A 21961-nucleotide genomic window follows, 5' to 3' on the forward strand; every position below is an offset into this window, starting at 1 on the left:
CTTGAAAAAACCCGGCGCCTGAGAACGATAGACCGCGTGATAGAAATAGAAATAGTCACAACACCAAGGCTCACAGCATTTCCGGTATTCCTGGCCTTCAGCCGAGGATACTTTGAAGAAGAAGACGTACTTGTCAGAGTACGATCGCTCAAAAGTTACGAGGCCGTCCTTGCTCACTTGAGAGAAGGAAGGGCGGAAGCAGGAGAGGTTCCCTTTACAGCATGGGTTCATCAACAACTCAAAAAGACCTCTCCCAACTGGACTTTTTATAGAGGGATCATTCTATCTTGTTTGGTGCATGGATTTTATTCCGCATCTTATATGGAAGCGGAATCAATTCGAGATTCCTATCATAGTTTTTTACCTATCTTGCATCCTTATTCCTTGGATAGATTCGTAGCAGAGGAATTTTTTCGTTCGGAAAATTATCATCGCAGAAAACCTGTGCCTTATCTTACCACAAGACCTACGTTACTCGCTCATGAGTTCATTCGTGCGGAGTGTTTAGGTGCCGCGGCATCTCTCCAAGAATATCCGTTTTTTGGGGAGAAGGGTTACTGCCTCACAGTAGAGAATGAGATCCCGCCTTACTACCTGCCTACGAATATGCTCGTATTCACGGGTAGATTTGCCTCCAAATTCCCGGAAGAAGCGAACAGAGTCTCCAGAGCGATCAAGAAAGCTATGGAAGATCTTGCAAATCATGTGGCTTACGAAGGAGATTCTTTTGTAGCGGATTGGGTAGGTCCTTGCCCTTGGAAGCCTGGAGAATTGGACGGATTTTATAGAAGGCCTGTCCCCGAACTCGGAAAAATTTTATCCGGGATGCCGGCATTGGAAGATGTACGTTTCGTAATGGAAATGTATGGAAAAACTTTTCCAGGTTTAGATGGCGGGAAGAAAATTTTGGAAAGTTTGGCTCATTCGGTTGCGGACAATCCTTTTCCTAAATTTCCTTCTTCTATCACACAAACGAATTCTAAACTGTATCATACTTATTATTCCAACGGGAAGACTAAACTCGGAAATGTAGTAAAGGATATAGCTCCACTTCGTAGTCTTGTTTCCGAAATGAAAGAACTGGCGCTCTCTCTATTCTTAGGAAGAAGAGAAGTTTCCCTGGATACGCAACTTCCCAGAAGTCCATACCTTTTTATACGTTCCACTGTGAATGCAATATTGGATTATTTGAATCAAGAGATCAGGGATATAGAAGAGAAAAACAAAAGGCTTTCTGAGGATAATTATCTCTTAGAAACTAGATTAGATATAAGCGATTTAAAAAGACAAACCACGGAAGAAAGATATCGTTATATGTTCGAGTTTGCAACGGATGCTATGATCATAGTGAACGCGGACACAAGAATGATCGTTGATGCGAACAGAAGATTTAGGGAAGTTTCAGGATACCAAACCTCCGAGATAAAGAACATCCGACTCGCAAGAGTTCTTCCCGATATTTTGGAACAAACGGAATTGAAATCTCCAGGTGGAAAAGATCAAAACATGACTTTTATTCCGGAAGCAGGTTTGATACTGAAAGATGGTACTAAATTTTCAGTGGGCCTGAGTGTCACCGGCTTCAGTGCGGAAACAAAAAGATTCTACCAGATCCAAGTAAACGATAACGCATTAATTCTAGAATCTGAGAAGATCAAACACGAGTTCATATCCAATATATCGCATGAACTTAGGTCTCCAATGACGAATATCCAAGGATATTTCGATCTTCTGTTCGCAAATGAACAACTTTCTTTGGACAAGGACCAAAAAGAAATGACGGACGTGATCCGGAAGAATGTAAGAAGGTTGAACTTCCTGATAGATAACCTTCTTCAATTGGAAAAGAAGGAATCCCAGACTTCAGAGGAGATGTATGAAATTTTTGATCCGTTAACCGTGATCGAAGAAGTGCTTTATATCAATTCTCCTTCCGCATCCGAAAGCGGACTTACTGTTACGACTGATCTTGCCGGAGGTCTGAAATTAAAAGGAGTTAGATTCGAATTCTCCCAGATCATCACGAATTTTTTCGTTAACGCGATAAAATATACCGAAAAAGGCGGAATCGATGTCTCACTTAAAAAGATCTCGGATAAAAAAGTAGAGGTTCGATTTACGGACACAGGGATCGGAATAGATCCTAAATATAAAGAATTGATCTTCGAAAGATTTTTTAGGGTGCCGGATCAAAGGAACAGAACTGTGGGCGGTACTGGACTAGGACTTTCTATAAGTCGGACCTTAATCAATAAAATGGGAGGAGAAGTCATCGTAGAGCCAAACCAAAAAGGTGGCAGCATTTTTAAGGTGATTTTACCTTTGTATTCTGAATGAATCAAAAAAGAACGTATTTAATTTTATCTTTACTCATCGTTTCCTTGATCGGAATTTTTTATCTTCTATTTCCGGAGACTTCTACAAAAGAAAACACAAGCTACCAAGGCGGACTCTCGGAAGAGACCTTGAATAGAAAAGAGAACTCCTTATTCGAAGGAGGCTCTTTTTTGGATTTTTCAGGACATGTAGAAGAAACGGTATCCGGACCTGTTGCTATTGTTGGAGAACCTAATTCTAAACCGACTAAAACAAAATCCTATCTTGAAAGTTTAAGTCCGGAAGAGAGGGCGAAATTATACGAACAACTTTACGAGAAGTTCAAACCTCTTACTGAAAAATTTCCGAACAATTCTCTCATTCCCAAAAAACTTTCTGAAGAAGAAATCGCGAAAAAGAAAGAGAATGAAGATCATTACTATAGGGTCCAAAGGGAAATTTTAGAAAGAAAAGACGTTCCGAAGGAGGAGATGTCTTTCTATCTGAATACGAAACTGAAAAGATCCGATGATATGATCGAGATATTGAAATACGGAATGGAGAATTACCAAAAATTAGTGGGAGAAAATCCTAAAAATGCCAATCCGGAATATGAAAAACTTTTAAAGGAAAGATTGGATGGACTTTCTAAGAGTAGGGAAGAAGTGATTTCCGCTCAAAAAGGGAATTAAGCTTAAGAAATTTTACGTTTTCTTTTAGCACTTCTTTTGTTTTGAGGGATTTTCGCCTTCTTAGCGGCAGGTTTTTTGACCGAAGGTAATTTCATTTTGTTTAAAGTGTGAATCAGATTCACTAGTTCTTCCGGGTTCAAAACGGAAAGAATTGAAATTACCTTTTGAAATCCTACCTGCTGCAAAAGTCCCACCGCATTCTTAGTTCCGAGAGCTTTTAATAGAGCCGGGATCTCGGAAATAGATCTTTTACGGATCCATTCCGCACATTCTTGCGGAGTTAAAGCCTTTGTTAAAGGAACGAAATCTTTTACTGGCAATGCCTTGGTCAGTTCCAGAAAGGAATCTATACCGATCGCATTCAAATAAGCTATCGCAGAATCAGATCCGATATTCGTTAAGATTTCTACGATCGTTTTGGAGCCTATCGTATTATTGATCTTAGAAACATCTAAAGGAGAAATAGACTCCGCTAAAAATTTCAGATCTTTAAATCCAAGATGTTTTACGTAATATACCAGATCCGAAGGAACTGTGTTCTGGATCAGGTCTACAAGAATGGATTCGGGAATGGACTGTAAAAGAGTTACGATTTCCTGTTCGCTCAGATTTTGACTTAAGAATAAAAGCCTTTTATGGTCCACCTTTTCCGAAATGGAAAACAACGCCTCATAACCTAGGTTGCGGAATAATTGAAAGGATTTTTGAGGTCCCAGTTTATCCAGGTATTCCAATGCGTTTTGGATGGTGGAGATAACTTTTTTCATCCCAAAATATCCGTTAGTAAATCCAGAACCAAAGGAGAAAGCGATCTTTTCGCGTGGACCTTTCTGATATTAGAAGCTACATCTTCCGCAATCTTGCCGATCCACAGATCCAACTCAGGCTCGGAAAGTCCGATAAACTCTTTTAAAGTCTCTTTTCTATAATGATTCAGTAATGTATCTCTACTTACAGAGTATAGATTTTCCATGGCTCCACGGACTTTTTCGTCGTTTGCGATCGCTCTTCTGATCCTATCAGTTCCGGCGCCGAATCTGGAAGTCTCTAATCTTCCCAGATCGTTAAACCCGGTCTGGAAAAGTATTTTTAAAGTATTTCGGATTACAGTTTGGATCTCTTGTGTTCCGGAGCCTATGGAAACAAAGTCCGCAATCCTTTCGGTAAATGTAGGCAATAAAGAGGATAAAAATTGAGAGATCTGTTTTTCCAAACCTGCTACTTGGAAAACGCCATGCAAAGGATTTATCTTTTTATGGAATTCGCTCAACACTTTCTCCAATCCTTGGGAGAAGATCGCTTGGACTTCCGGTTGATTCAAAATTCCTAAGATCAGATTTTTAGAAGGAGCAGCCTGAGTTCCCGCGATAAATTCAACGATAGAATCCATGGATTCTTCCGAAAAAAATTCATCCGCAGAGGTATAGGGAAAAGCTTTCTCTATAGGAAATTCTTCCGCTAAAACTTTTAGTTTTTCTTCGGGAAGACGGACGAGTCCCAATGCGGAAGGAGAGATCGAAAGATCTTCCGGGAAGATCTCCTCTAAGCTGGATCTAAATAAAAAATGTAAACTTTTACGTATGCTATTTTCCAGAACTCCAGGGTAGGTAATCCAGTTCTCTACCTTAGTTTTACGGGAAACAAATCTTTTCCAAAATGCCAAAAGTTACTCCTCAGGCTGCTTTGATCGTGGACCAAACCGTATCCAATTTAGTAAGATGGTACGTGAGTTGGTTTCTATGATATAAGACCAAATTTTTCTTTTTTAGATTATGAAGATCTTTCGGGATCTGAAATAATTTTTCCAAGAAAACTATATCGTTGCCTTCTAATCTAAGGAAGCCGCCTTTTTTGGCCTTCTCTAAAAAAGAATCGAATGCGTGTTTTAGAGCATCCGTTTTGAATTTTTCGGAAATATAGATTTCAGGATGAGTATTTTTGATCTTCTCGGCTAAAGAAGTGAGAAGTGAAAATAATTTTTCCTTACTTTCTTTCGCTTTCCCTTCGAATTTTAAGACCAAGTAAGATGCTAAATTCCCCGCCGTGATCGTGTATCCGCTACCTAATTTTTCTTTTACTATGCTGGAAACTTGGTCCGCATCTGCGTTTTCCGGAATAGGGAATTGTTCTCCATAACCTATATGGAGTTCGGATTTTTTAGAGGAAAAATAATCGTAAGTCAATGTGAAGGAAGTAAAATTCAAATTTTTGAATTTAGATCTGAGAAAGTACACACCCTTTTTGACCTGAGCCATATATCCGTCTTGGTTAAACACTCCCTCCGGAAAAAGAAAAAGGTTCCTTCCTTCCGAGATCCTGTCGGAAAGATAACCCCATTCTTGATCTACCATATCTCTTAAGAGCCCTTTTTTCAGGAGCTCTCTTGCGTTATCTCGGAACGGTCTTTTGATCGGAACACAACCTATATAATCCAAATATTTCGGGATGATCCCCGATTTATCTATAAGCAGGAAAAATAATTTAAGAAGTCCTTTGGGTTTGAATTCCTTCACTAAAAAATCTTTTCCTAATATATCTTCTCTTGCAGGGATCGCGAATTTAATAGAAGGATGGATATGAGGATAGACTGCCGCAAGAGCGGGAACATCTCCTTCCCAAACATGGTTTGCCATAAGGACGGAAGGATAGGGGGCTTCTAAAATTTTATTAGGATTACTTGCCGGGAAATGTTCTTCGAAACCATCGAATAGTATTCCTCTCGCCTTGAATACGATCCTGATCAAAAAACTGTAAGTTTTAGTAGTATATACAGGCTGTACTTGTTTTGAAGTTTCTTTTTCAGTAACTGGATCCATACAGTTCTATTCTCTCTTTATTCTTCTATTTTTTTCGGGACCGACTCGCTGATCCGAGTGGTAACTTCGTAATTGATCGTATAAGTCCAGTTGGCATGATCGTCTGCGGAGATTTCTTCTTCTCCTTCTTTGCCTATGATAGTAACTACATCTCCGATCTCTGCTCCCGGAATATGTGTGATATCCAACATGGTCATGTTCATACAGATCCTTCCCAGGATCTTCGCTCTTTTTCCCTTTACCAGCATGACCCCGTTATTGGAAAGTTTGCGGTCTAATCCTTCGTAATAACCTACGGGTACAACAGCGATCCTTGTAGGCGCGCTTGTTTGGTATGTGGAACCGTAGCCAACATAACTATCTTCCGGAACGATCTTGGTATGAACGATCCTAGACTTCCAGGAAAGAACAGGAGAAAGATTGAAATCTTTTTTGCCGCTTAGATGCAAAGAAAGTCTAGTCTGTAAACTCGGCCAAAGCCCGTATAAAGAGATCCCCACACGCACTAGATCGTAATGAGCTTCCGGAAATAACATGGTAGATGCGGAAGCGCATGCATGTTTGACCAAATTTTTAAATCCGAATTTCTCCGCGAGAAGGATGGCTTCTGAAAAAGCTTTCATTTGTTCTTTGGAATACTTTTGCTCTAATACATCTTCCGTGCTAGCAAAATGTGTCGCGATCCCATCAATTTTCAGACCTTCCGATTTGATTTCGGAAAGAGTTCTTTCCAAGTCTGCGCCGAAAAAACCAAGCCGGGCCATCCCGGTATCCACCTTCAGATGTATCTGAGGAGAAGGTTTACAATTCGTTAAAATTCTGACTTCTTCCGTTCGAGAGACTATGATCCAAAAATTCGGATCAGAAACTTCGGAAGTTCTTTCTGCAAGGCCGGGAATTTCTCCCATGATCAAGATCTTGAACTCAGAATATTTCTCACGGAGAAGTTTTGCTTCTTCCAAAGAATTTACTCCGAAAAGATCAGCTCCTCCCTGGTAAGCGAGCTCGGCAGTCTCTAAAAGACCATGACCGTACGCGTTGGATTTAATGACCGCAGTGAGTAAAGTTTTAGGGGAAAGAAGGGCGCGAAAATTTTTCAGGTTTGCCGAGATCGCCGCTCTGGAAAGTTCTATCCAAGTTCTGTCTTTCATTCTTTGAAATTAGCGCAAGATCTTCAGTCATGAGCCTCTTTTACGGCCAGCCTGTCATTCGGATTTTTCCTTTCAACCGGGAGGAAAAAAGGGTTTCCCGAGCGGGGAAATACAAACAGACTGCCCGGGAAACGGCTAAACAAATCCTCAGGATTCCCGGATGAAACAATATAAAGTAGTACAAACTTTCCCAGTTCCCCTCCAAGATCTACTCAGAGCGAGGGAAGATAGATATAAATATTTAGATAGATTCCCCGAATTGAAAAACGTGGAATTATTGGAGGAAAGAAAAGAGGGAAACAAAGTTTACCAAAAAAGAAAGGTAAAGTTAGCCGAATCCCTGCCAAAGGTGCTTGCCACACTTCTTTCGGATCCTTCTCTTTTAGAAGATTCTGTATTCGATATTTCCACCAACACCCACGAGTTTACGATCGCTCCTCCAGGAAACGATTCTATCGTTACTATCAAAGGATTCTCCGTATACAAGGAGCTTGGCCCAAATGAATCGGAGAGAAGTTACGAGGTAAAAGTAAGCTCCGGAGTATTTTTAATGGGCTCCGTGATCGAAACGGTTATCGAAGAGATCCATAGACATTCCTTGGAGAAGGACAAAAACTCCATCTCGGAATTCCTGAAAAAGGGAGATTGAGATTTGAATAGCGGTTCTATAAACTTTGCGTCCTAGCGTCTCTGCGTGAGAAAAAAAAGAACGAGAGTTTGCTGTAACGGGAGTTATTGATTTACTATTGCGGCAGCGATGCGTAGGGCTTGTCCCACCGAAGGTGGGATGAGGCGGACTCGCCGAACCCGAAGCAGCGCGATCGGGCGATAGCGACGAGCCGCCCAAGTCCTTTCAGATTTTTGTCGAAGTTACTACAAATTTAGATCCGATTTGTCCGGTAATCCTGGCTTAATGAGCAAAAGTTCTTCTCCCAAATTGAAGATTCCCCAAGCCGGCATAGATCCTTGTATCGACGGCAATATTTCGGAGAATCTATCGTCGGAGAGGATGGTTTCGTAGTCAGGATCTTCTTCTTCCAATCGCAAGATGCTCCAACCTAAAGAATCTAATTCCTCTAGGAGTGTGGTACTTACGCCACACTCTCCGCAGGCTTTTGGAGTTAAGATAAGTACGATCCCTTTTTTTTCATTCTTCTCCGCGTTAGAGATCGCTTCCTGTTTGGAATGAAAAACAAAAGAAGAAGTTTTCCAAAAGAGTAACTTGTCTCTCTTCGTATAAATCAGCGTACCTAAAATAACCCAAAAAACCCCGAAAAAGCTCAAAAGGACCCATTTTTGAATTCGTATGTTTTTGATATTCTTACTCCTAGTGGAATTCTCTAGCTAAACTCGTCAGAAAATTCTAATCTTATATCTTTGCAGGATCTTCCGATCTTAGAAAAAGCTGTACAGAAAAAATAAATATAAATTTACGTAGAGAGTTGACAAAAAAACATAGTCATACGCATGCTCGGTTACTAACCAGAATCGGTTCGGAGGTGTCAGGCAGTAGATGAACGCATTGGGAAAGCACGTAATTGCAGAATTTTATGAGTGTGATTACGAGACCATCAACAATCACGAATTGGTAGAAGATATCATGTTGAAGGCAGTCGACCTCTCCGGTGCCACCACAGTTAAATCTGTTTTTCATAGATTTAGCCCGTTTGGTGTGAGCGGTGTGGTTGTCGTGAGCGAATCCCATTTCGCCATACATACCTGGCCAGAATACGGTTATTGCGCTATCGACGTCTTTACTTGCGGAGACTTGATCGATAATCAGGCAGCTTTGGAATATCTCAAGGAACGCTTCGGCTCAAAGAGCATCTCCGTAGTGGAAATGAAGCGCGGTTTGTTGAAACTTGGCGTAGACCTACCTCACAAACCAGTTGGGAAATAAGTATCTTCTCTCCGGCAGAGCCGGAAACACCCTAATTGATAAAGACGAGTTCCCCTCTCCGGGAGGAAGGGTCGACTTCACTTATTTTCAAACTTTAAGGAGAGGTATCAGAGTATGAGCCTAAAGATCCAAGACCAACTTAAAATAGTTAATCGTTTTTCTTATCTAAGAAACAGTATCGAAATCGCGACTACCGACAAGGGCGAAGCTTTCCTTTTCACTAAGGAAACTATCTCTGCGGGAGAAGTTGTAGCAGTTTGGGGAGGAAAAGCAGTTCATAAAAATGAACTCGCAGGACTTTCCGGACTTTCCTCTCCTCATAGAGTCCATAAGGATTTCTATCTGGTTTCTCCTTTGCATGATGATGGGATCGATTCCGTTCATTATATCCGCCAATCTGCGGATGCTAACTGTGGTTTTCAGGGAGATATTACTCTGGTTGCACTTCGTGACATCGAAGCCGGCCAAGAGATCACTTATCATCCTGCGATGAAAAACCCCGAACTCGCATGGGCTCGCAACGAAGAGGCAGAAATCGTCCGTAAACGTTTCAACGGAAGTTTCCCTACTTATATCCAGTCCAAGATCGAATCCGATCCTGAATTGAAAGTGTATGAACCTTTCAAAGACGGAGCTTGGGGACTTCTCACTTCCATCGATTTGGAAAACTGTGATGCAGCTCTTATCCGTGATGCGGATGCAATTAAACAATACGTAGTAGAACTATGTGATTTGATCGAAATGAAACGTTTCGGTGAGACCCAAGTAGTTTACTTCGGAGAAGACGATCGTGTAGCAGGTTATTCCATGGTGCAGTTGATCGAGACTTCTTGTATCTCTGCTCACTTCGCAAACGATACCAATACTTCTTATATCGATATCTTCTCTTGTAAAGGATACGATCCTAAAGTTGCGGCTGAGTTTACTCGCAAATTTTTCAAAGGCGCGGCAATGCGTCTTACAGTAACAAACCGCTTCTAAGAGGTAATATTGGAACTTTGGCTGGACGAGACCCTCGAGTTACCTAACGGAAGGGCTCTCAAGATTAGAGTGAAGGAGTTCTTGCATTCTCGTAAGACTCCTTTTCAAAAAATAGACGTATTCGAATCTCAAAGTTTCGGCAGAATGTTCACTCTGGACGGAGTGGTCATGATGACCGAGGCCGATGAGTTTGCGTATCATGAAATGATCGCTCATGTCCCTATGATGAGCCATCCGAATCCTGAAAAGGTTCTCGTGATCGGTGGCGGGGACGGAGGTACAGTTCGTGAGATCCTAAAACACCCGTCCGTAAAAGAAGTACATCTTTGCGAAATAGACAAAGGTGTTGTGGATGTTTGCTACGAGTATTTCCCTGAGATCGCAAATGCGATGAAAGACCCTCGAGTAAAACACGCGTACGAAGACGGAGCAAAATACGTTCAGGACTATAAGGAATACTTCGACGTTATCTGCGTGGATTCTTCCGATCCTGTCGGCCCTGCAGAAGTTTTATTCAAAAGACCTTTCTATGAGACAATGGCGGCTTCCTTGAAACAAGGAGGGATCTGTACCACTCAGGCGGAAAGTTTTTACTATCACGGAAAAGTAATTAAGGAATTATTCCAATTCATTCCGGAAGTTTTCGATCATTGCGGATATTATTTCACAGTGGTTCCTACGTATCCTTCCGGGATCATAGGTTTTACCTACTGTTCCAAAGGACCCGATCCTTATAAGGTCCAGCCGGATCCGAACCGAGTTCCGAAAGGATTAAAATATTACTCTGCCGAGATCCATAAGGCTGCGTTTACTCTTCCTCCTTTTGCGCAAGAGTACATCGTAAGGAAATAATGGATTTCTATTCCAAATTCGTAAAAAGAAGGGAGAAGTTAAACTCCCTTCTTTGCGTTGGGATAGACCCTGATGTTACCAAACTCCCTCCTTCTTTAGAAAAATTTCCGGACAAACTATTCGTATTCTCCAGAGAGATCGTAGATGCTACCGCAGAATATGCGGTCGCTTACAAACCGAATATTGCATTCTTCGAAGCATTCGGTTCCAAAGGAATAGAACAGTTCGAAAGACTGATCTCTCATATCAAAACGAATCATCCTGAGATCCCAATCGTTGCAGATGCAAAACGAGGAGATTTGGACAATACCGCAAGGCAATACGCTAAGTTCTTTTTCAAAGAGTTAGGGGTGGATTCTCTGACTCTTTCTCCTTATATGGGATCTGATACGATCAAACCTTTTATAGAAGACGATTCTAAGATGGTATTCCTGCTTTGTTTGACTTCCAACCCGGATTCTGCGGAACTCCAACAAAAAACCTTTTCGGAAACCGGCAGAACTCTTTACAGAGAAGTAGCGGCATTGAGCGAAAAATTCCCCGTTAAGAATGTTGGATTAGTCGTAGGAGCCACACATCCAAAGGAATTATTAGAAATTCGTAAAGCTCATCCGGATCGAATCTTTTTGATCCCGGGTTACGGAGCACAAGGCGCTTCCTTAGAAGAGGTGATTGCGGTTTGTGGGAAAAATTCCTTGGTCAACTCTTCTAGAAGTATTATCTTTTCTTCTTCCGGACCGGATTTTGCGGATGCCGCAGGAAAAGCAGCATCCTCCGTCGCGGAAGAGATGAGAAAGCTGCTGATTTAATTCGAGATTATTTTAAAGGTTCTTCTTCCTTAGGAATATCTTCTTTTTCAAGTTCTTCCTGTTTAGGTGCAGGTTCTTCTTCTTTCCGTTTTTCAGGAGATACGGTCTTATCGTCGGAGGAAGAGGAAGCAGAACCGAAATAATAACCGAAGCCGAAAATCCCGGAACCTTCCCCGTAGATGTACTTTTCTCCTTGGAAATGACGGTTGATAGAAGCACCTTCCAATTCTAAAAACACAAAGCTACGTTCGAAATTCATCCGAACGCCGAGTTTGCCGTAAGCTCTTAATGTGGATTGTTTTGCGCCGATATCTGCGATCCCTAATCCGGCTCCGATATATGGATCGAATTTGGAACCTGGACGGAAATGAAGTGTAGGTCCCAGATCTAAAAATGTTTTGGAGAAGGTGACCTTATCGATTGCCGCGGCAGCAGCGAAATAATATCCGAAATGATTGAAGTCCGGAGCGGATAATATTATTGCAGAGGACATTTCCGTGGAACGATCTTGTGGAACGAAATAACCGCTTCGATTTACTCCAACTTCAAAACCTAAATTTCTTGGATTGTATTCGAATCCTGCTCTGTAAGTTTCGGACCTTCCGGAAAGACCGTATTGATATTCAGCCTGTCCTGCACCGATGCCTATTTTTGCTGTGAAAGGTGAGTATTGGGAACCTTCTCCGAATAGAGTAGAGGGTTCAGCAAATAAAGTAGAAGGAAGAATGGCGAAAATGCAAAGTACAAATTGGGATATTATTTTTTTCAAGGTTACGCGCTCTTGTATCAAAATCGTCTTACTTTACATATCCGGTCCTAACCCTAAAGGGGTCATTTGAAATTGGATTTGTTCTGAAAAAAATATGGGATATAAGAGAACTTAAAGTTGGAACTTTCAAAATTTTTGTCGGAACTCCTACAGGCTTATGCGGGCCCGGGATTGACCCTGATTTCTTTCGGAGCAGCCACCTTGCTTCCGTTCAGTTCCGAAGCGGTACTTATGGGAGCGATCTGGTCGGGTCTTTCTCCCGCAGAAGCTGTGTTCTGGGCCTCGATCGGAAATTGTGCCGCATGCGCATTCAATTATTCATTAGGTTATTGGTTTGGTAAAAAGATTGAGGCTAGGATTTCCGAATCCAAGACCTATGCTGGGTGGGCGGAAAGAATGTCCAGATGGGGGTACTGGGCTTTGGGATTTTCTTTTCTTCCCTTTGTAGGAGATCCAATTACGGTGCTCTCCGGATTTTTTCGCCAGAAGTTTTGGATTTTTGCTTTGGTAGTATTCTCACTTCGGATATTAAGATACATTGCGCTGGCTTATGGACTCGGCTTGTAATCTTTCAAAATACAGGAACTTGTAATATTCTTTTAATGGTCGAGTTTTGGAAAAAATTTCCAAACCAGAAAAGGATCGAACAAGTCTATAGAAAAGCCTTCTTGAGAAATGTCTGATAGAAGGAACTCCAATAAAACTAAAACAGAAAGGAAGAAGGAAGTTTTTGAAAAAGAATTCTCCCCTCAAAAAGAAATCGCAAAAGACCGCTAACCGAAAAAAGGAAAAACTTGCAATTGTAGGTTCCGGAATTGCCGGGATGGGCTGTTCCTACTTTTTAAGGGACCAATACGATATTACAGTTTTCGAAAAGGCGGACTATGTCGGAGGTCATACGAACACCGTATTCATTCCGGAAGAAGATAAAAAGATCCCGATCGATACCGGGTTTATAGTATTCAACCATGTCACTTATCCCAACCTAAAACGTTTTTTCGAAGAATTACATGTGCCCACAAAAAAAACCAGTATGTCTTTTAGTGTGCAACATGTTCCGGACAATTTGGAGTTTTGCGGTTCAGGCTTGAACGGCCTATTCGCTCAAAGAAAAAATATATTCAATTTTAGATTTTTACGTTTGCTTCTGAATATCAATCGTTTCAACGATGAATCCCCTAAAATATTACAAGATCCTAAATACAAAGAATATTCTCTGCAAAGATATATAAAAGAAGAAGGGTATCATCCCGATCTTCTGACATACTACTTGGTCCCAATGAGTTCCGCAGTTTGGTCTACTCCTGAAGACCTGATGTTGGAATTCCCCGCTTACTCTCTAGTCCGCTTTTTCTTGAATCATGGATTCTTGGGATTAAATACGCAGCACCAATGGTACACTGTGGACGGCGGCTCTATCGAGTATGTCAAAAGACTGATCTCATCCAATCGGGATCGATTTTATACTAACTCGCCGGTCTTAGGAGTAGAAACTACTTCGGCAGGTAAAGCCAAACTTATCTTTAAGGGCAACAAGTCGCAAGTATTCGATAAGGTAATACTTGCCTGCCATGCAGATAGTTCCCTTTCTATTCTAAAAAAGCCTACATCTTTGCAGAAAGAATTATTATCTCAGTTTGATTATCAAGAGAATATCGCGACCTTACATACGGATGATTCCGTAATGCCAAATACAAGATCCACTTGGTCATCTTGGAATTATAGAATGGATCGGATCCAAGGAGAGATCCGCCCTCATACTATCTATTGGATGAACAGCTTGCAGGGAGTTTCCAAGCAGAAGGATTATTTTCTATCCATAGGAGATCCCGGACTTGTGGATCCTAAAAAGATCTTGAAAAGGATCAAATACGAACATCCTCTTTTTCATGTCGGTTCATTAAAAGCACAAGGCAGACTATCCGAATTAAATCGGAAGGGGCCTATTTATTTCTGCGGTAGTTATTTTAGATACGGATTCCATGAAGACGCGTTTTGGTCAGCTAAAGAATTATCGGAGACCCTGCTGGGAAGGAAGGTATGGGACTAAATTCCAAGATAGTCGAAGCAAGGGTTATGCATGATCGTAAGATCCCTAAACCGAATCGGTTCAATTACGGGGTCTTTACATTCCAATTGGATCTAGATGAACTCGATTTAGTGAACGACCGTTTATGGATGCTTGGAAATAATAAGTTTCGAGTATTTTCTTTTAAAGATAAGGATCACCTAAACTTCGGAAAAGAAGGTATAAAAGAAAATTTTTTAGAGTACTTAAGAAAAGAAGGAGTCAAAGAGAAGGTAGAAAAGGTAACGCTAATCACCAACCTGAGAGTATTCGGCTACGTCTTTAATCCGGTATCGTTTTATTTTGCCGAGGATAAGGATGGAAATCCAATATGCGCCGTTGCAGAGGTTGGGAATACATTCGGAGAAATGAAGTTATTCTTCCTTGGAAAAGGATCCTTTACTCAAAAAGGATTTAAAAAGAAAGAAGGGAAGTTCTTCTATGTCTCTCCGTTTGTCAGTCTGGACTCAGAGTTTGAATTTTATTTAAATCCTCCTCAAGACGGAAGGATAAACTTAAGGATAGACGCTTTCGAAAATGGCGAAAGGGTCATGGTGACAACTTATACCGGTAAGGCTTTAGATCTAACGGATCTAAATCTGATCCGGATGTTCCTGAAATATCCTTTCGTAACATTGAGAGTGATCGGACTCATCCACTGGCAGGCCTTACTTCTTTACCTGAAAAAACTTCCTTTCATTCGAAAGAATGAAGGTTTAGATAAACAAAGGGGATTGCATCTTGGAAGGCGATAATATTGTAAAAGTAGAACCGTTGGAAAGTGCTGGTTCTGGGGTCGGAACATTAAGTTTTTATGAAAGGATCTTCTTCTCCGCGTTATCGGGAATGCAAAGGGGATCTTTGAGGATCCTTTTTCCGGACGGAGGGCAAAGATATTTGGGAAATCCTAATTCTTCGGATCCTCCGGAGTTCCATCACGCGATACTGCAGGTGAAGGATCGGAAATTTTTCAAAAAGTTGGTATTGTACGGGGATATCGGTTTAGCTGAATCTTATATGGATGGTGATTGGGATACGGACGATATTCGTGCGATCATCTGTTGGTTCTTATTAAATTTAGAAAGTACACCTTCCGTTAGCGGTTCTAATAAGAGTCTTTTTCATCTTGCTTTAATGAATTTGGGGAATCGTCTGCTCCACTTGTTCCGGAACAACTCTGTCAAAGGTAGTAAGAAGAATATTTCGGAACATTACGATCTAGGGAACGATTTTTATAAGAAGTTCTTAGATCAGACAATGACATATTCATGCGCCTACTTTTCGGATCCTACAAAGTCTTTGGAAGAAGCGCAAATCGCTAAGATAGAAAACTTATGTAAAAAATTAAAACTCAAGGATACCGATCACCTTTTGGAGATCGGAACAGGTTGGGGCGCATTCTCAACTTACGCAGCTAAAAACTATGGCTGTAAAGTGACTTCTTATACGATTTCTGAAGAACAATACAAGTTCGCAAAAGCAAAAATTTCCGCAATGGGTTTGGAAGATAAGATAGAAGTCCGACTGGAAGATTATAGAAAAGTTGAGGGCTCCTACGATAAGATAGTGACTGTCGAAATGTTAGAAGCGGTAGGTCACGAATATTTCGAGGACTTCTTCGCTATGTGCCATAGAGTCTTAAAAAAGGACGGACTTATGGCTCACCAGATCATCACCTGTCCGGACTCCAGATACGAATCTTTTAGAAAGGGAGTGGATTTTATCCAAAAGCATATTTTTCCGGGATCACTTATACCTTCGATTGCAAGGATCAATGAAGCGATCAATAAGACCGGCGATATGTTCATTCATGAGCTGGAAGATATCGGCAGATATTACGATCGTACCCTTATGACTTGGCAAAAGGGATTCGAAGAGAATCTTTCTTCTATCGCAAGTATGGGTTATAATGAATCCTTTTTGCGTAAGTGGAGATATTATTTTTCGTATTGCGCTGCAGCCTTTCATATGAGAAATATCAGCGTGGTGCAGGTAGTCTATACCAGGCCGAATAATCTCGGATTGAATTCTCAGTGACAAAATTACAAGACCAAGGATCTAAACCTTCCTTCTTTGCCAAAGCTAGGGGAAGGATACTAGAAGAATTAAAAACAGGAACAAGTCCAGAGAAGATCGCATTATCTTTGGCAATCGGTGGAGCGATCGGGATCTTTCCTTTGATCGGGACCACAATGGCAATATGCGCCTTCTTAGGTTTTGTTTTAAGATTGAACCCGGTTTCCATTCAGATAGCAAATTATGCGATGTATCCATTTCAAGTTTTTCTAATTATTCCTTTTTTGGAATTAGGGGCATATTTGTCCGGGAAGGAACTGGATCTAACTTGGGCGTATAGACTTGTAGAAGGAGATAGTTCTCAAGTTTTGGAAGGGCTTTCTCATTCTGCAGTGTATGCTGTCCTTGGGTGGACTTGTATGGTGCCGATTCCTGCGGGGATCTCTTATTTTCTATTATTGATCCTGGTAAAAAAGGCAAACCAGATCGTTCGCAAATAAATCCATGTATATCGGAGTGTTCTAATGTACGAAAAAGCCGTGTCCTTGATGTTCAGTGCTTGGGTAGTCGTATTCTTTTTGATGAGCCTTCTTTGGTTAATCGGAAAGCTTATCAAAAATTATTCGATCGTAGATGTGGGATGGGGCCTTTGTATTTCCACTGTCGCGATCGTATATTTTTTATTAGGCGACGCTTTTTCAGTAAGAAAAGCGATCTTTGCTTTTATGGCAACTGTTTGGGGTTGGAGACTTTCCTATTTTATATTTACTACGAGAGTTCTAACAGGTCACGAAGACGCAAGATATACCGAATTTAGAAAGGAATATGGAGATCAAGTAGATCGTAAATTTTTCACAAATGTATTCCAATTCCAGGGAATTCTCGGAACAATTTTAAGCCTTCCTTTTCTTTTTCCAGCTTTGAACCCTTCGATACAAACCCATCCATTGGAGATCGTAGGTCTTTGCGTTTTTGTGATCGGGCTTTGGGGGGAATCTGTCGCCGACTTCCAATTGGCGGAATTCAAATTGGATCCTAATAATAAGGGAAAGGTTTGTGATATAGGACTTTGGAGATACAGCAGACATCCGAATTATTTTTTTGAATGGGTAATTTGGGTCTCTTTTGGTCTCGTCTCTCTCGCTTCTCCGTGGGGATGGATCGGTCTTGTCTCTCCGTTGATCATGTTTATACTTTTAACTAAGGTCACTGGGATCCCTTTCAATGAGGTCGGGCAATTAAAGTCAAAAGGAAATCTGTATTTGGATTATAAGTCCAGGACCAGTGCATTCTTTCCTTGGTTCCCTAAAAAGTAGATTCAAAATATAGAATATAGGAAAACCTAATATGAGTCTGATCTATACTCTGATGGAAAAAGATATATTCCCGGATTGGTTGATCCGATTTAGGATACGACAACTATTGCGTCTTAGGCTCCGTATGGAAGATAAAGGGAGCCTGGAAAAGAATCAGGAACATCTAATCCAATATGTAAATTCACTAAAACGATCGCCAATCGCGATTGATACCCAGGCTGCAAACGAGCAACACTATGAGGTCCCTTCTTCTTTTTTCAAATTGGTGTTGGGCAAACATATGAAATATAGCTCGGGCTATTGGACTTCTCCGGATATAGGGATAGACGAGTCCGAAAGGATTATGTTGGACCTAACGTGCAAAAGGGCGGAGTTAGAGAACGGGATGAGTGTTCTGGACCTAGGCTGTGGCTGGGGATCCATTTCTCTTTATATAGCGGAAAATTATCCGAAATGCAAAGTCACAGGAGTCTCCAATTCCAAAAGTCAAAAGAAGTTTATAGATTCGGAGGCTAAAAAGAGAGGTTTAAAAAACCTGAATATTATTACTGCGGACATGAACGTATTTAAGACGAATTTGAAATTCGATCGTATCATCTCCGTGGAAATGTTGGAACATATGAAAAACTACGAAGTTCTATTCCAGAAACTGGCTAGTTTTCTGAAACCGAAAGGAAAGTTTTTCGTACATATATTCACACATAAAAAATTCGCATATCCGTTCGACGTTGTGGATGATACGGATTGGATGGCAAAATACTTTTTTACGGGAGGGCAAATGCCTTCTCATGATCTGTTCTTATATTTTCAAAAGGATTTTCGGATCATTAACCAGTGGATAGTAAACGGAAAAAATTACGCGCTTACTTCCGAGGCTTGGCTTTCCAATATGTATAAGAATAAGGAAGAAGTTCTCAAAATATTAGGAGAAACCTACGGCAAAGAGCATGCGGTAAAATGGTTTGTTTATTGGAAAACGTTCTTTATGGCATGTGCCGAACTTTGGAAATACAAGAATGGAGAAGAATGGATCGTCTCTCATTATCTTTTTGATAAAAGATAAAAGAAATATAAACTCACAGGTTTTCCGGTAAACAAAGAGACCTGTGAGTTTTATGATTCGATCTAAGATTAAGCTTTTAATCCTGTATATAAGAACTGGATCAAATCCTTAGTGATTTTCCTTGCTTGTTTGATCTCTACGTCTCGGAACATCATTTGTTGCCCTGACAATAATACTGCAACTCCATGGGCCATTGTCCATGCGGAAGTGGCCGCTTTTTCCGCATTTCCTTCGGGAATTAAACTTGCCTTTTGACAATCTTTGATGATATCCACTATGATCTGAAATGTTTCATCTTCTGTTTTGATCAAAGAATCGTATTTTAAATGGCTTTCGATCTGGTTCCCATACATGATCCTAAATAGATCAGGATTTTCTAATGCAAATTCCACATAAGAAACCCCTGATTCTCTGAATAAAAGCAAGGGTCTCTTCTTGTATTTAGTCCTTAATCTTTTTTGTCTTTCCGCCAAGATCTTAAATCCTTCCTCTGCAATGTCTGCATATAAGGATTCCAAGTCAGGATAATGTCTATAGGGAGCGGATTGGCTGACCCCGGCCAAGGTGGCGGCTTTTCTAAGACTTAAAGCCTTATAACCTTCTTCTTTTAAGATTTTCACGGAGGCGTCTAATAAGGCCCTTTTTAGGTCTCCATGGTGGTATGAAATTTTTTCTTGGGAATTTTTCATGTTGACATGTATTACATTAAAGGTTGAAATCATAAAACTGAATGTGTTCAGTGTTCACATTGAATACGAATAAGAGGTTTTGTCAATGAATATTGATCAAGTAGGAAACGAATTCGATATTATATTTATAGGTTCAGGTATGGGAACCCTAACTACTGCAAGTCTTTTGGCCCAATCTGCCGGTAAGAAAGTTTTGGTTCTGGAGAAACATTTTCAACCGGGCGGTTTTACTCATGAATTTCAAAGAAAACAAGGGAAGTATCACTGGGATGTAGGCATTCACTATGTAGGTGATATGCATGAAGGCGGACTTTGTAAGAAGATCTCGGATAAAATTACCCGCGGGCAGCTTGCGTGGAAAAGAATGCCTGATCCTTTTGAACGTTTAGTTTTCCCCTCTCGAAAATTCGATATATATGGAGATCCGGAAAAGTTTAGATCAGATCTGATTAACGAATTTCCTGAAGAAGAGGAAGCAATCGAAAGATATTTAAAGGATATCAGAAAGGTGTCGGTTCTTTTTGGAAAGGCGATCATGATGAGACTTTCTCCTCCGCCTTTGGATTCTCTCATCGGTATTTTGGGGGAAGGGAACGTAGTCACCCTCAAAGACTATTTCGATAGAAATTTCAAGAGTGAAGACTTGAAAGGGATCCTTGCGGCACAATGGGGAGATTATGGTCTTCCTCCTTCGAAAGTAGCTTTTGCGATGCATGCTACATTGGTGCAGCATTATATTAACGGAGGTTATTATCCAGTGGGAGGCGCTGGTAAAATTTTCGATACAATAGAGCCGATCCTTCAGGAGAATGGCGGCGCGGTTTTATCTTCCGTAGAAGCAAAGGAGATCCTGATCAAGGATGGAAAGGTAGTAGGGGTTAAGGCAAAAGCGTTGAGGGGAGAAGGTCATGAGCGGGACTTTTTTGCACCGGTCGTGATCTCATGTGCGGGAGCGTATCCCACTTATACGAAATTGATCCCGGATTCGGTCCCGATATCATTCAGAAAAGATCTAAAAGACTTTTATAATAGAGAAAAAATGACCACAAGTATTTGTCTCTATCTTGGTCTTTCGGAGAGTCCTGCGAAATTCGGTTTTAGTGGGGAGAATTACTGGATTTTCTCTTCTCCGGATCATGATAAGAATTTTTCGGAAAGAAATGATTGGCTTTCTGAAAGCGATGAGATACCGAATCTGTATCTTTCCTTTCCGAGTTTGAAAAATCCAGAGGCAAAGTCTCATACAATGGATGTGATCACATTCACTGATTATTCCAATTTTGCAGAATGGAAAGATGAACCTTGGAAGAAAAGGGGAGAAGAATATAAGGACTTTAAGGAGAGGATCATAAATCGAATCCTTACTACATTGGAAGCCAGATTTCCAGGTCTTACTAAGCTGGTCGAATTTGCCGAACTTTCTACTCCAATCACGAACGAACATTTTACTTCTCATCCGGATGGAGCCATTTATGGTTTAGCATGCGTTCCGGAAAGATATAAGAAGGAAAAAAGTCCTTGGTTTGATGTCAGGACTCCGATCGAGGGTTTGTATTTAACCGGAGCGGATGCGGCATCTCCAGGAATTGCGGGTGCAATGATGGGAGGTCTTGCAGCTGCTTTGGCAGTGACCGGAAATGCAAATCTACTTAGAGAATTAAGAAATTAGAAAATTCTAATGAAAGAGGTCCCATTCTATACTACGAGCCTTCTTTTGGCCCCTGTACTTCTTTGGCAAGGGTTGAAGGCTCGTAAAACGATCCCTCGTTTACCGGAAGCTTCCGGTCCAAATTTTGGGGAATTTCCAGGTTCTCAACCTTTCCATCTTTTAGTTTTGGGAGAATCTACCGTCGCAGGTGTGGGAATTCCTGATTATAAAAGTTCTTTGACGGGGCAAATTGCCTCTGCCCTTGGAAGTAGAAGCGGCAAGAAGATCTTTTGGAAAGCGATCGGAGAGAGTGGGATTACTTTGGAAGAGGCAAAGAATAAATTCGGATCTCGTTTGCCTGAATTTTTGCCGGACGCCATCGTTCTTGCTTTGGGTGCGAATGACGTAGTAAAATTGAATTCTCAAAAAAAATGGTCGTCTGATCTGCTAGATTTGATCGACATTTGTAGATCTAAATATCCGGATGCTCCGGTTTTTGTTGCAGGAGTTCCTCCTCTTGGGATTTTTCCTTCTTTGCCTAAGACTATGAGATTTGTTTTAGGCTGGAAGGCGAGACTTTTAGATCAGGCTTCTTCTTATCTTTCTGCGAAGTTAGAGAATGTATTTCATATTCCGATGAGAAAGATCGGATCTCTTTCTCCAGAAGGGATCTTTTGCTCGGATGGATTTCATCCATCCATACAAGGTTGTTCTATTTGGGGAGAAGAGATTGCGGATTCAATCCTGGCGGCTGTAGTAAACGATTTTTCTGAGAAAAATTTGTAGGAGCTCCTACAAAATTAGGCTGGAAATAAAGATTGCGAGAATGATATTTTTGTGATATAGAAATTTTCGAAGCTCCCACGGGCCTCTCC

23 protein-coding genes are annotated in these 21961 nt (G+C 41.0%); 16 read left to right on the forward strand and 7 right to left on the reverse strand.

The window, feature by feature from the left end; genetic code table 11:
• The first annotated feature begins 36 nt into the window (after positions 1 to 36).
• The gene (locus LEP1GSC185_RS12210; RefSeq protein WP_008588698.1) at positions 37 to 2337 is read left to right on the forward strand and encodes a sensor histidine kinase; all 2301 of its coding nucleotides are present in this window, start codon (positions 37 to 39) and stop codon (positions 2335 to 2337) included.
• A complete protein-coding gene (locus LEP1GSC185_RS12215; protein WP_008589152.1) occupies positions 2334 to 3008 on the forward strand; it encodes an LIC_20245 family lipoprotein in 675 nt (224 codons plus the stop codon). Before LEP1GSC185_RS12210 ends, LEP1GSC185_RS12215 begins: the two co-directional genes overlap by 4 nt.
• Positions 3009 to 3010: 2 nt before the next feature.
• Here the strand turns inward: LEP1GSC185_RS12215 and LEP1GSC185_RS12220 are convergent, their stop codons facing one another.
• From LEP1GSC185_RS12220 to alr, 4 genes are read right to left on the reverse strand one after another with little or no spacing between them, the layout of a single operon-like run.
• The gene (locus LEP1GSC185_RS12220; protein ID WP_008589024.1) at positions 3011 to 3775 is read right to left on the reverse strand and encodes a hypothetical protein; all 765 of its coding nucleotides are present in this window, start codon (positions 3773 to 3775) and stop codon (positions 3011 to 3013) included.
• The gene (locus tag LEP1GSC185_RS12225; protein WP_008588867.1) at positions 3772 to 4671 is read right to left on the reverse strand and encodes a hypothetical protein; all 900 of its coding nucleotides are present in this window, start codon (positions 4669 to 4671) and stop codon (positions 3772 to 3774) included. The genes LEP1GSC185_RS12220 and LEP1GSC185_RS12225 overlap by 4 nt, the downstream gene beginning before the upstream one ends.
• Positions 4672 to 4681: 10 nt before the next feature.
• Positions 4682 to 5824, reverse strand: coding sequence for a 1-acyl-sn-glycerol-3-phosphate acyltransferase (locus LEP1GSC185_RS12230; protein ID WP_008589054.1), 1143 nt, complete (start codon positions 5822 to 5824; stop codon positions 4682 to 4684).
• Positions 5825 to 5841: 17 nt separating this feature from the next.
• Complete coding sequence (gene alr, locus LEP1GSC185_RS12235; protein ID WP_008589191.1) at positions 5842 to 6975, reverse strand: alanine racemase; 1134 nt, start codon at positions 6973 to 6975, stop codon at positions 5842 to 5844.
• Positions 6976 to 7135: 160 nt separating this feature from the next.
• Here alr and LEP1GSC185_RS12240 point away from each other — a divergent pair, with 160 nt between their 5' ends.
• Positions 7136 to 7624 (forward strand): DUF2505 family protein, encoded by a 489-nt coding sequence (locus LEP1GSC185_RS12240; protein ID WP_008588877.1) that lies wholly within the window; start codon positions 7136 to 7138, stop codon positions 7622 to 7624.
• Positions 7625 to 7848: 224 nt separating this feature from the next.
• Here the strand turns inward: LEP1GSC185_RS12240 and LEP1GSC185_RS12245 are convergent, their stop codons facing one another.
• On the reverse strand, positions 7849 to 8259 hold the full coding sequence (locus LEP1GSC185_RS12245) for a hypothetical protein (protein WP_008589064.1): 411 nt from the start codon (positions 8257 to 8259) through the stop codon (positions 7849 to 7851).
• Positions 8260 to 8488: 229 nt separating this feature from the next.
• Between LEP1GSC185_RS12245 and speD the strand changes: the two genes are divergently transcribed.
• The 4 genes from speD (at position 8489) to pyrF (ending at position 11517) form a co-directional block, all read left to right on the forward strand.
• On the forward strand, positions 8489 to 8875 hold the full coding sequence (gene speD / locus LEP1GSC185_RS12250; RefSeq protein ID WP_008596834.1) for an adenosylmethionine decarboxylase: 387 nt from the start codon (positions 8489 to 8491) through the stop codon (positions 8873 to 8875).
• Positions 8876 to 8989: 114 nt separating this feature from the next.
• Positions 8990 to 9856, forward strand: a complete 867-nt coding sequence (locus LEP1GSC185_RS12255) for an S-adenosylmethionine decarboxylase (protein WP_008588737.1) — start codon at positions 8990 to 8992, stop codon at positions 9854 to 9856.
• Positions 9857 to 9865: 9 nt separating this feature from the next.
• Complete coding sequence (gene speE, locus LEP1GSC185_RS12260) at positions 9866 to 10708, forward strand: polyamine aminopropyltransferase (protein WP_008589173.1); 843 nt, start codon at positions 9866 to 9868, stop codon at positions 10706 to 10708.
• The gene (pyrF, locus tag LEP1GSC185_RS12265) at positions 10708 to 11517 is read left to right on the forward strand and encodes an orotidine-5'-phosphate decarboxylase (protein ID WP_008589000.1); all 810 of its coding nucleotides are present in this window, start codon (positions 10708 to 10710) and stop codon (positions 11515 to 11517) included. The genes speE and pyrF overlap by 1 nt, the downstream gene beginning before the upstream one ends.
• A gap of 7 nt (positions 11518 to 11524) precedes the next feature.
• Here the strand turns inward: pyrF and LEP1GSC185_RS12270 are convergent, their stop codons facing one another.
• The gene (locus LEP1GSC185_RS12270) at positions 11525 to 12286 is read right to left on the reverse strand and encodes a hypothetical protein (RefSeq protein WP_008588871.1); all 762 of its coding nucleotides are present in this window, start codon (positions 12284 to 12286) and stop codon (positions 11525 to 11527) included.
• A 117-nt stretch (positions 12287 to 12403) separates the two neighbouring features.
• Between LEP1GSC185_RS12270 and LEP1GSC185_RS12275 the strand changes: the two genes are divergently transcribed.
• The 7 genes from LEP1GSC185_RS12275 to LEP1GSC185_RS12305 all read left to right on the forward strand — a co-directional run bounded on the left by LEP1GSC185_RS12275 (position 12404) and on the right by LEP1GSC185_RS12305 (position 18749).
• Positions 12404 to 12853 carry a YqaA family protein gene (locus tag LEP1GSC185_RS12275; RefSeq protein WP_008589087.1) on the forward strand — a complete coding sequence of 150 codons (450 nt, stop codon included), beginning with the start codon at positions 12404 to 12406 and terminating at the stop codon, positions 12851 to 12853.
• 163 nt (positions 12854 to 13016) lie between these two features.
• The gene (locus LEP1GSC185_RS12280) at positions 13017 to 14336 is read left to right on the forward strand and encodes an NAD(P)/FAD-dependent oxidoreductase (RefSeq protein ID WP_008588952.1); all 1320 of its coding nucleotides are present in this window, start codon (positions 13017 to 13019) and stop codon (positions 14334 to 14336) included.
• On the forward strand, positions 14327 to 15109 hold the full coding sequence (locus LEP1GSC185_RS12285) for a DUF1365 domain-containing protein (RefSeq protein ID WP_008588816.1): 783 nt from the start codon (positions 14327 to 14329) through the stop codon (positions 15107 to 15109). Before LEP1GSC185_RS12280 ends, LEP1GSC185_RS12285 begins: the two co-directional genes overlap by 10 nt.
• Positions 15096 to 16391, forward strand: coding sequence for an SAM-dependent methyltransferase (locus LEP1GSC185_RS12290; protein WP_008588835.1), 1296 nt, complete (start codon positions 15096 to 15098; stop codon positions 16389 to 16391). The genes LEP1GSC185_RS12285 and LEP1GSC185_RS12290 overlap by 14 nt, the downstream gene beginning before the upstream one ends.
• A complete protein-coding gene (locus tag LEP1GSC185_RS12295) occupies positions 16388 to 16870 on the forward strand; it encodes a DUF2062 domain-containing protein (RefSeq protein ID WP_008589108.1) in 483 nt (160 codons plus the stop codon). Before LEP1GSC185_RS12290 ends, LEP1GSC185_RS12295 begins: the two co-directional genes overlap by 4 nt.
• Positions 16871 to 16894: 24 nt before the next feature.
• A complete protein-coding gene (locus LEP1GSC185_RS12300; RefSeq protein WP_008588928.1) occupies positions 16895 to 17686 on the forward strand; it encodes a DUF1295 domain-containing protein in 792 nt (263 codons plus the stop codon).
• A gap of 31 nt (positions 17687 to 17717) precedes the next feature.
• Positions 17718 to 18749 carry an SAM-dependent methyltransferase gene (locus LEP1GSC185_RS12305; RefSeq protein ID WP_008588805.1) on the forward strand — a complete coding sequence of 344 codons (1032 nt, stop codon included), beginning with the start codon at positions 17718 to 17720 and terminating at the stop codon, positions 18747 to 18749.
• Between the two features lie 68 nt (positions 18750 to 18817).
• Here LEP1GSC185_RS12305 and LEP1GSC185_RS12310 read toward each other — a convergent pair whose 3' ends face one another.
• A complete protein-coding gene (locus tag LEP1GSC185_RS12310; RefSeq protein WP_008589250.1) occupies positions 18818 to 19438 on the reverse strand; it encodes a TetR/AcrR family transcriptional regulator in 621 nt (206 codons plus the stop codon).
• Between the two features lie 85 nt (positions 19439 to 19523).
• Between LEP1GSC185_RS12310 and LEP1GSC185_RS12315 the strand changes: the two genes are divergently transcribed.
• Both LEP1GSC185_RS12315 and LEP1GSC185_RS12320 read left to right on the forward strand, forming a co-directional pair.
• A complete protein-coding gene (locus LEP1GSC185_RS12315) occupies positions 19524 to 21107 on the forward strand; it encodes a phytoene desaturase family protein (RefSeq protein ID WP_008589044.1) in 1584 nt (527 codons plus the stop codon).
• 9 nt (positions 21108 to 21116) lie between these two features.
• Positions 21117 to 21872, forward strand: coding sequence for an SGNH/GDSL hydrolase family protein (locus LEP1GSC185_RS12320; protein WP_008588879.1), 756 nt, complete (start codon positions 21117 to 21119; stop codon positions 21870 to 21872).
• The last annotated feature ends 89 nt before the right edge of the window (positions 21873 to 21961 follow it).

It is taken from the genome of Leptospira licerasiae serovar Varillal str. VAR 010 (assembly GCF_000244755.1).
GTDB lineage: Bacteria > Spirochaetota > Leptospiria > Leptospirales > Leptospiraceae > Leptospira_B > Leptospira_B licerasiae.

Coding starts and splice junctions, on each gene's coding strand:
- LEP1GSC185_RS12215 (WP_008589152.1), top strand. CDS start 2,334: ATGAATCAAAAAAGAACGTATTTAATTTTATCTTTACTCATCGTTTCC.
- LEP1GSC185_RS12310 (WP_008589250.1), bottom strand. CDS start 19,438: ATGAAAAATTCCCAAGAAAAAATTTCATACCACCATGGAGACCTAAAA.
- LEP1GSC185_RS12315 (WP_008589044.1), top strand. CDS start 19,524: ATGAATATTGATCAAGTAGGAAACGAATTCGATATTATATTTATAGGT.
- LEP1GSC185_RS12255 (WP_008588737.1), top strand. CDS start 8,990: ATGAGCCTAAAGATCCAAGACCAACTTAAAATAGTTAATCGTTTTTCT.
- LEP1GSC185_RS12320 (WP_008588879.1), top strand. CDS start 21,117: ATGAAAGAGGTCCCATTCTATACTACGAGCCTTCTTTTGGCCCCTGTA.
- alr (WP_008589191.1), bottom strand. CDS start 6,975: ATGAAAGACAGAACTTGGATAGAACTTTCCAGAGCGGCGATCTCGGCA.
- LEP1GSC185_RS12230 (WP_008589054.1), bottom strand. CDS start 5,824: ATGGATCCAGTTACTGAAAAAGAAACTTCAAAACAAGTACAGCCTGTA.
- LEP1GSC185_RS12305 (WP_008588805.1), top strand. CDS start 17,718: ATGAGTCTGATCTATACTCTGATGGAAAAAGATATATTCCCGGATTGG.
- LEP1GSC185_RS12300 (WP_008588928.1), top strand. CDS start 16,895: ATGTACGAAAAAGCCGTGTCCTTGATGTTCAGTGCTTGGGTAGTCGTA.
- LEP1GSC185_RS12240 (WP_008588877.1), top strand. CDS start 7,136: ATGAAACAATATAAAGTAGTACAAACTTTCCCAGTTCCCCTCCAAGAT.
- pyrF (WP_008589000.1), top strand. CDS start 10,708: ATGGATTTCTATTCCAAATTCGTAAAAAGAAGGGAGAAGTTAAACTCC.
- speD (WP_008596834.1), top strand. CDS start 8,489: ATGAACGCATTGGGAAAGCACGTAATTGCAGAATTTTATGAGTGTGAT.
- LEP1GSC185_RS12220 (WP_008589024.1), bottom strand. CDS start 3,775: ATGAAAAAAGTTATCTCCACCATCCAAAACGCATTGGAATACCTGGAT.
- LEP1GSC185_RS12285 (WP_008588816.1), top strand. CDS start 14,327: ATGGGACTAAATTCCAAGATAGTCGAAGCAAGGGTTATGCATGATCGT.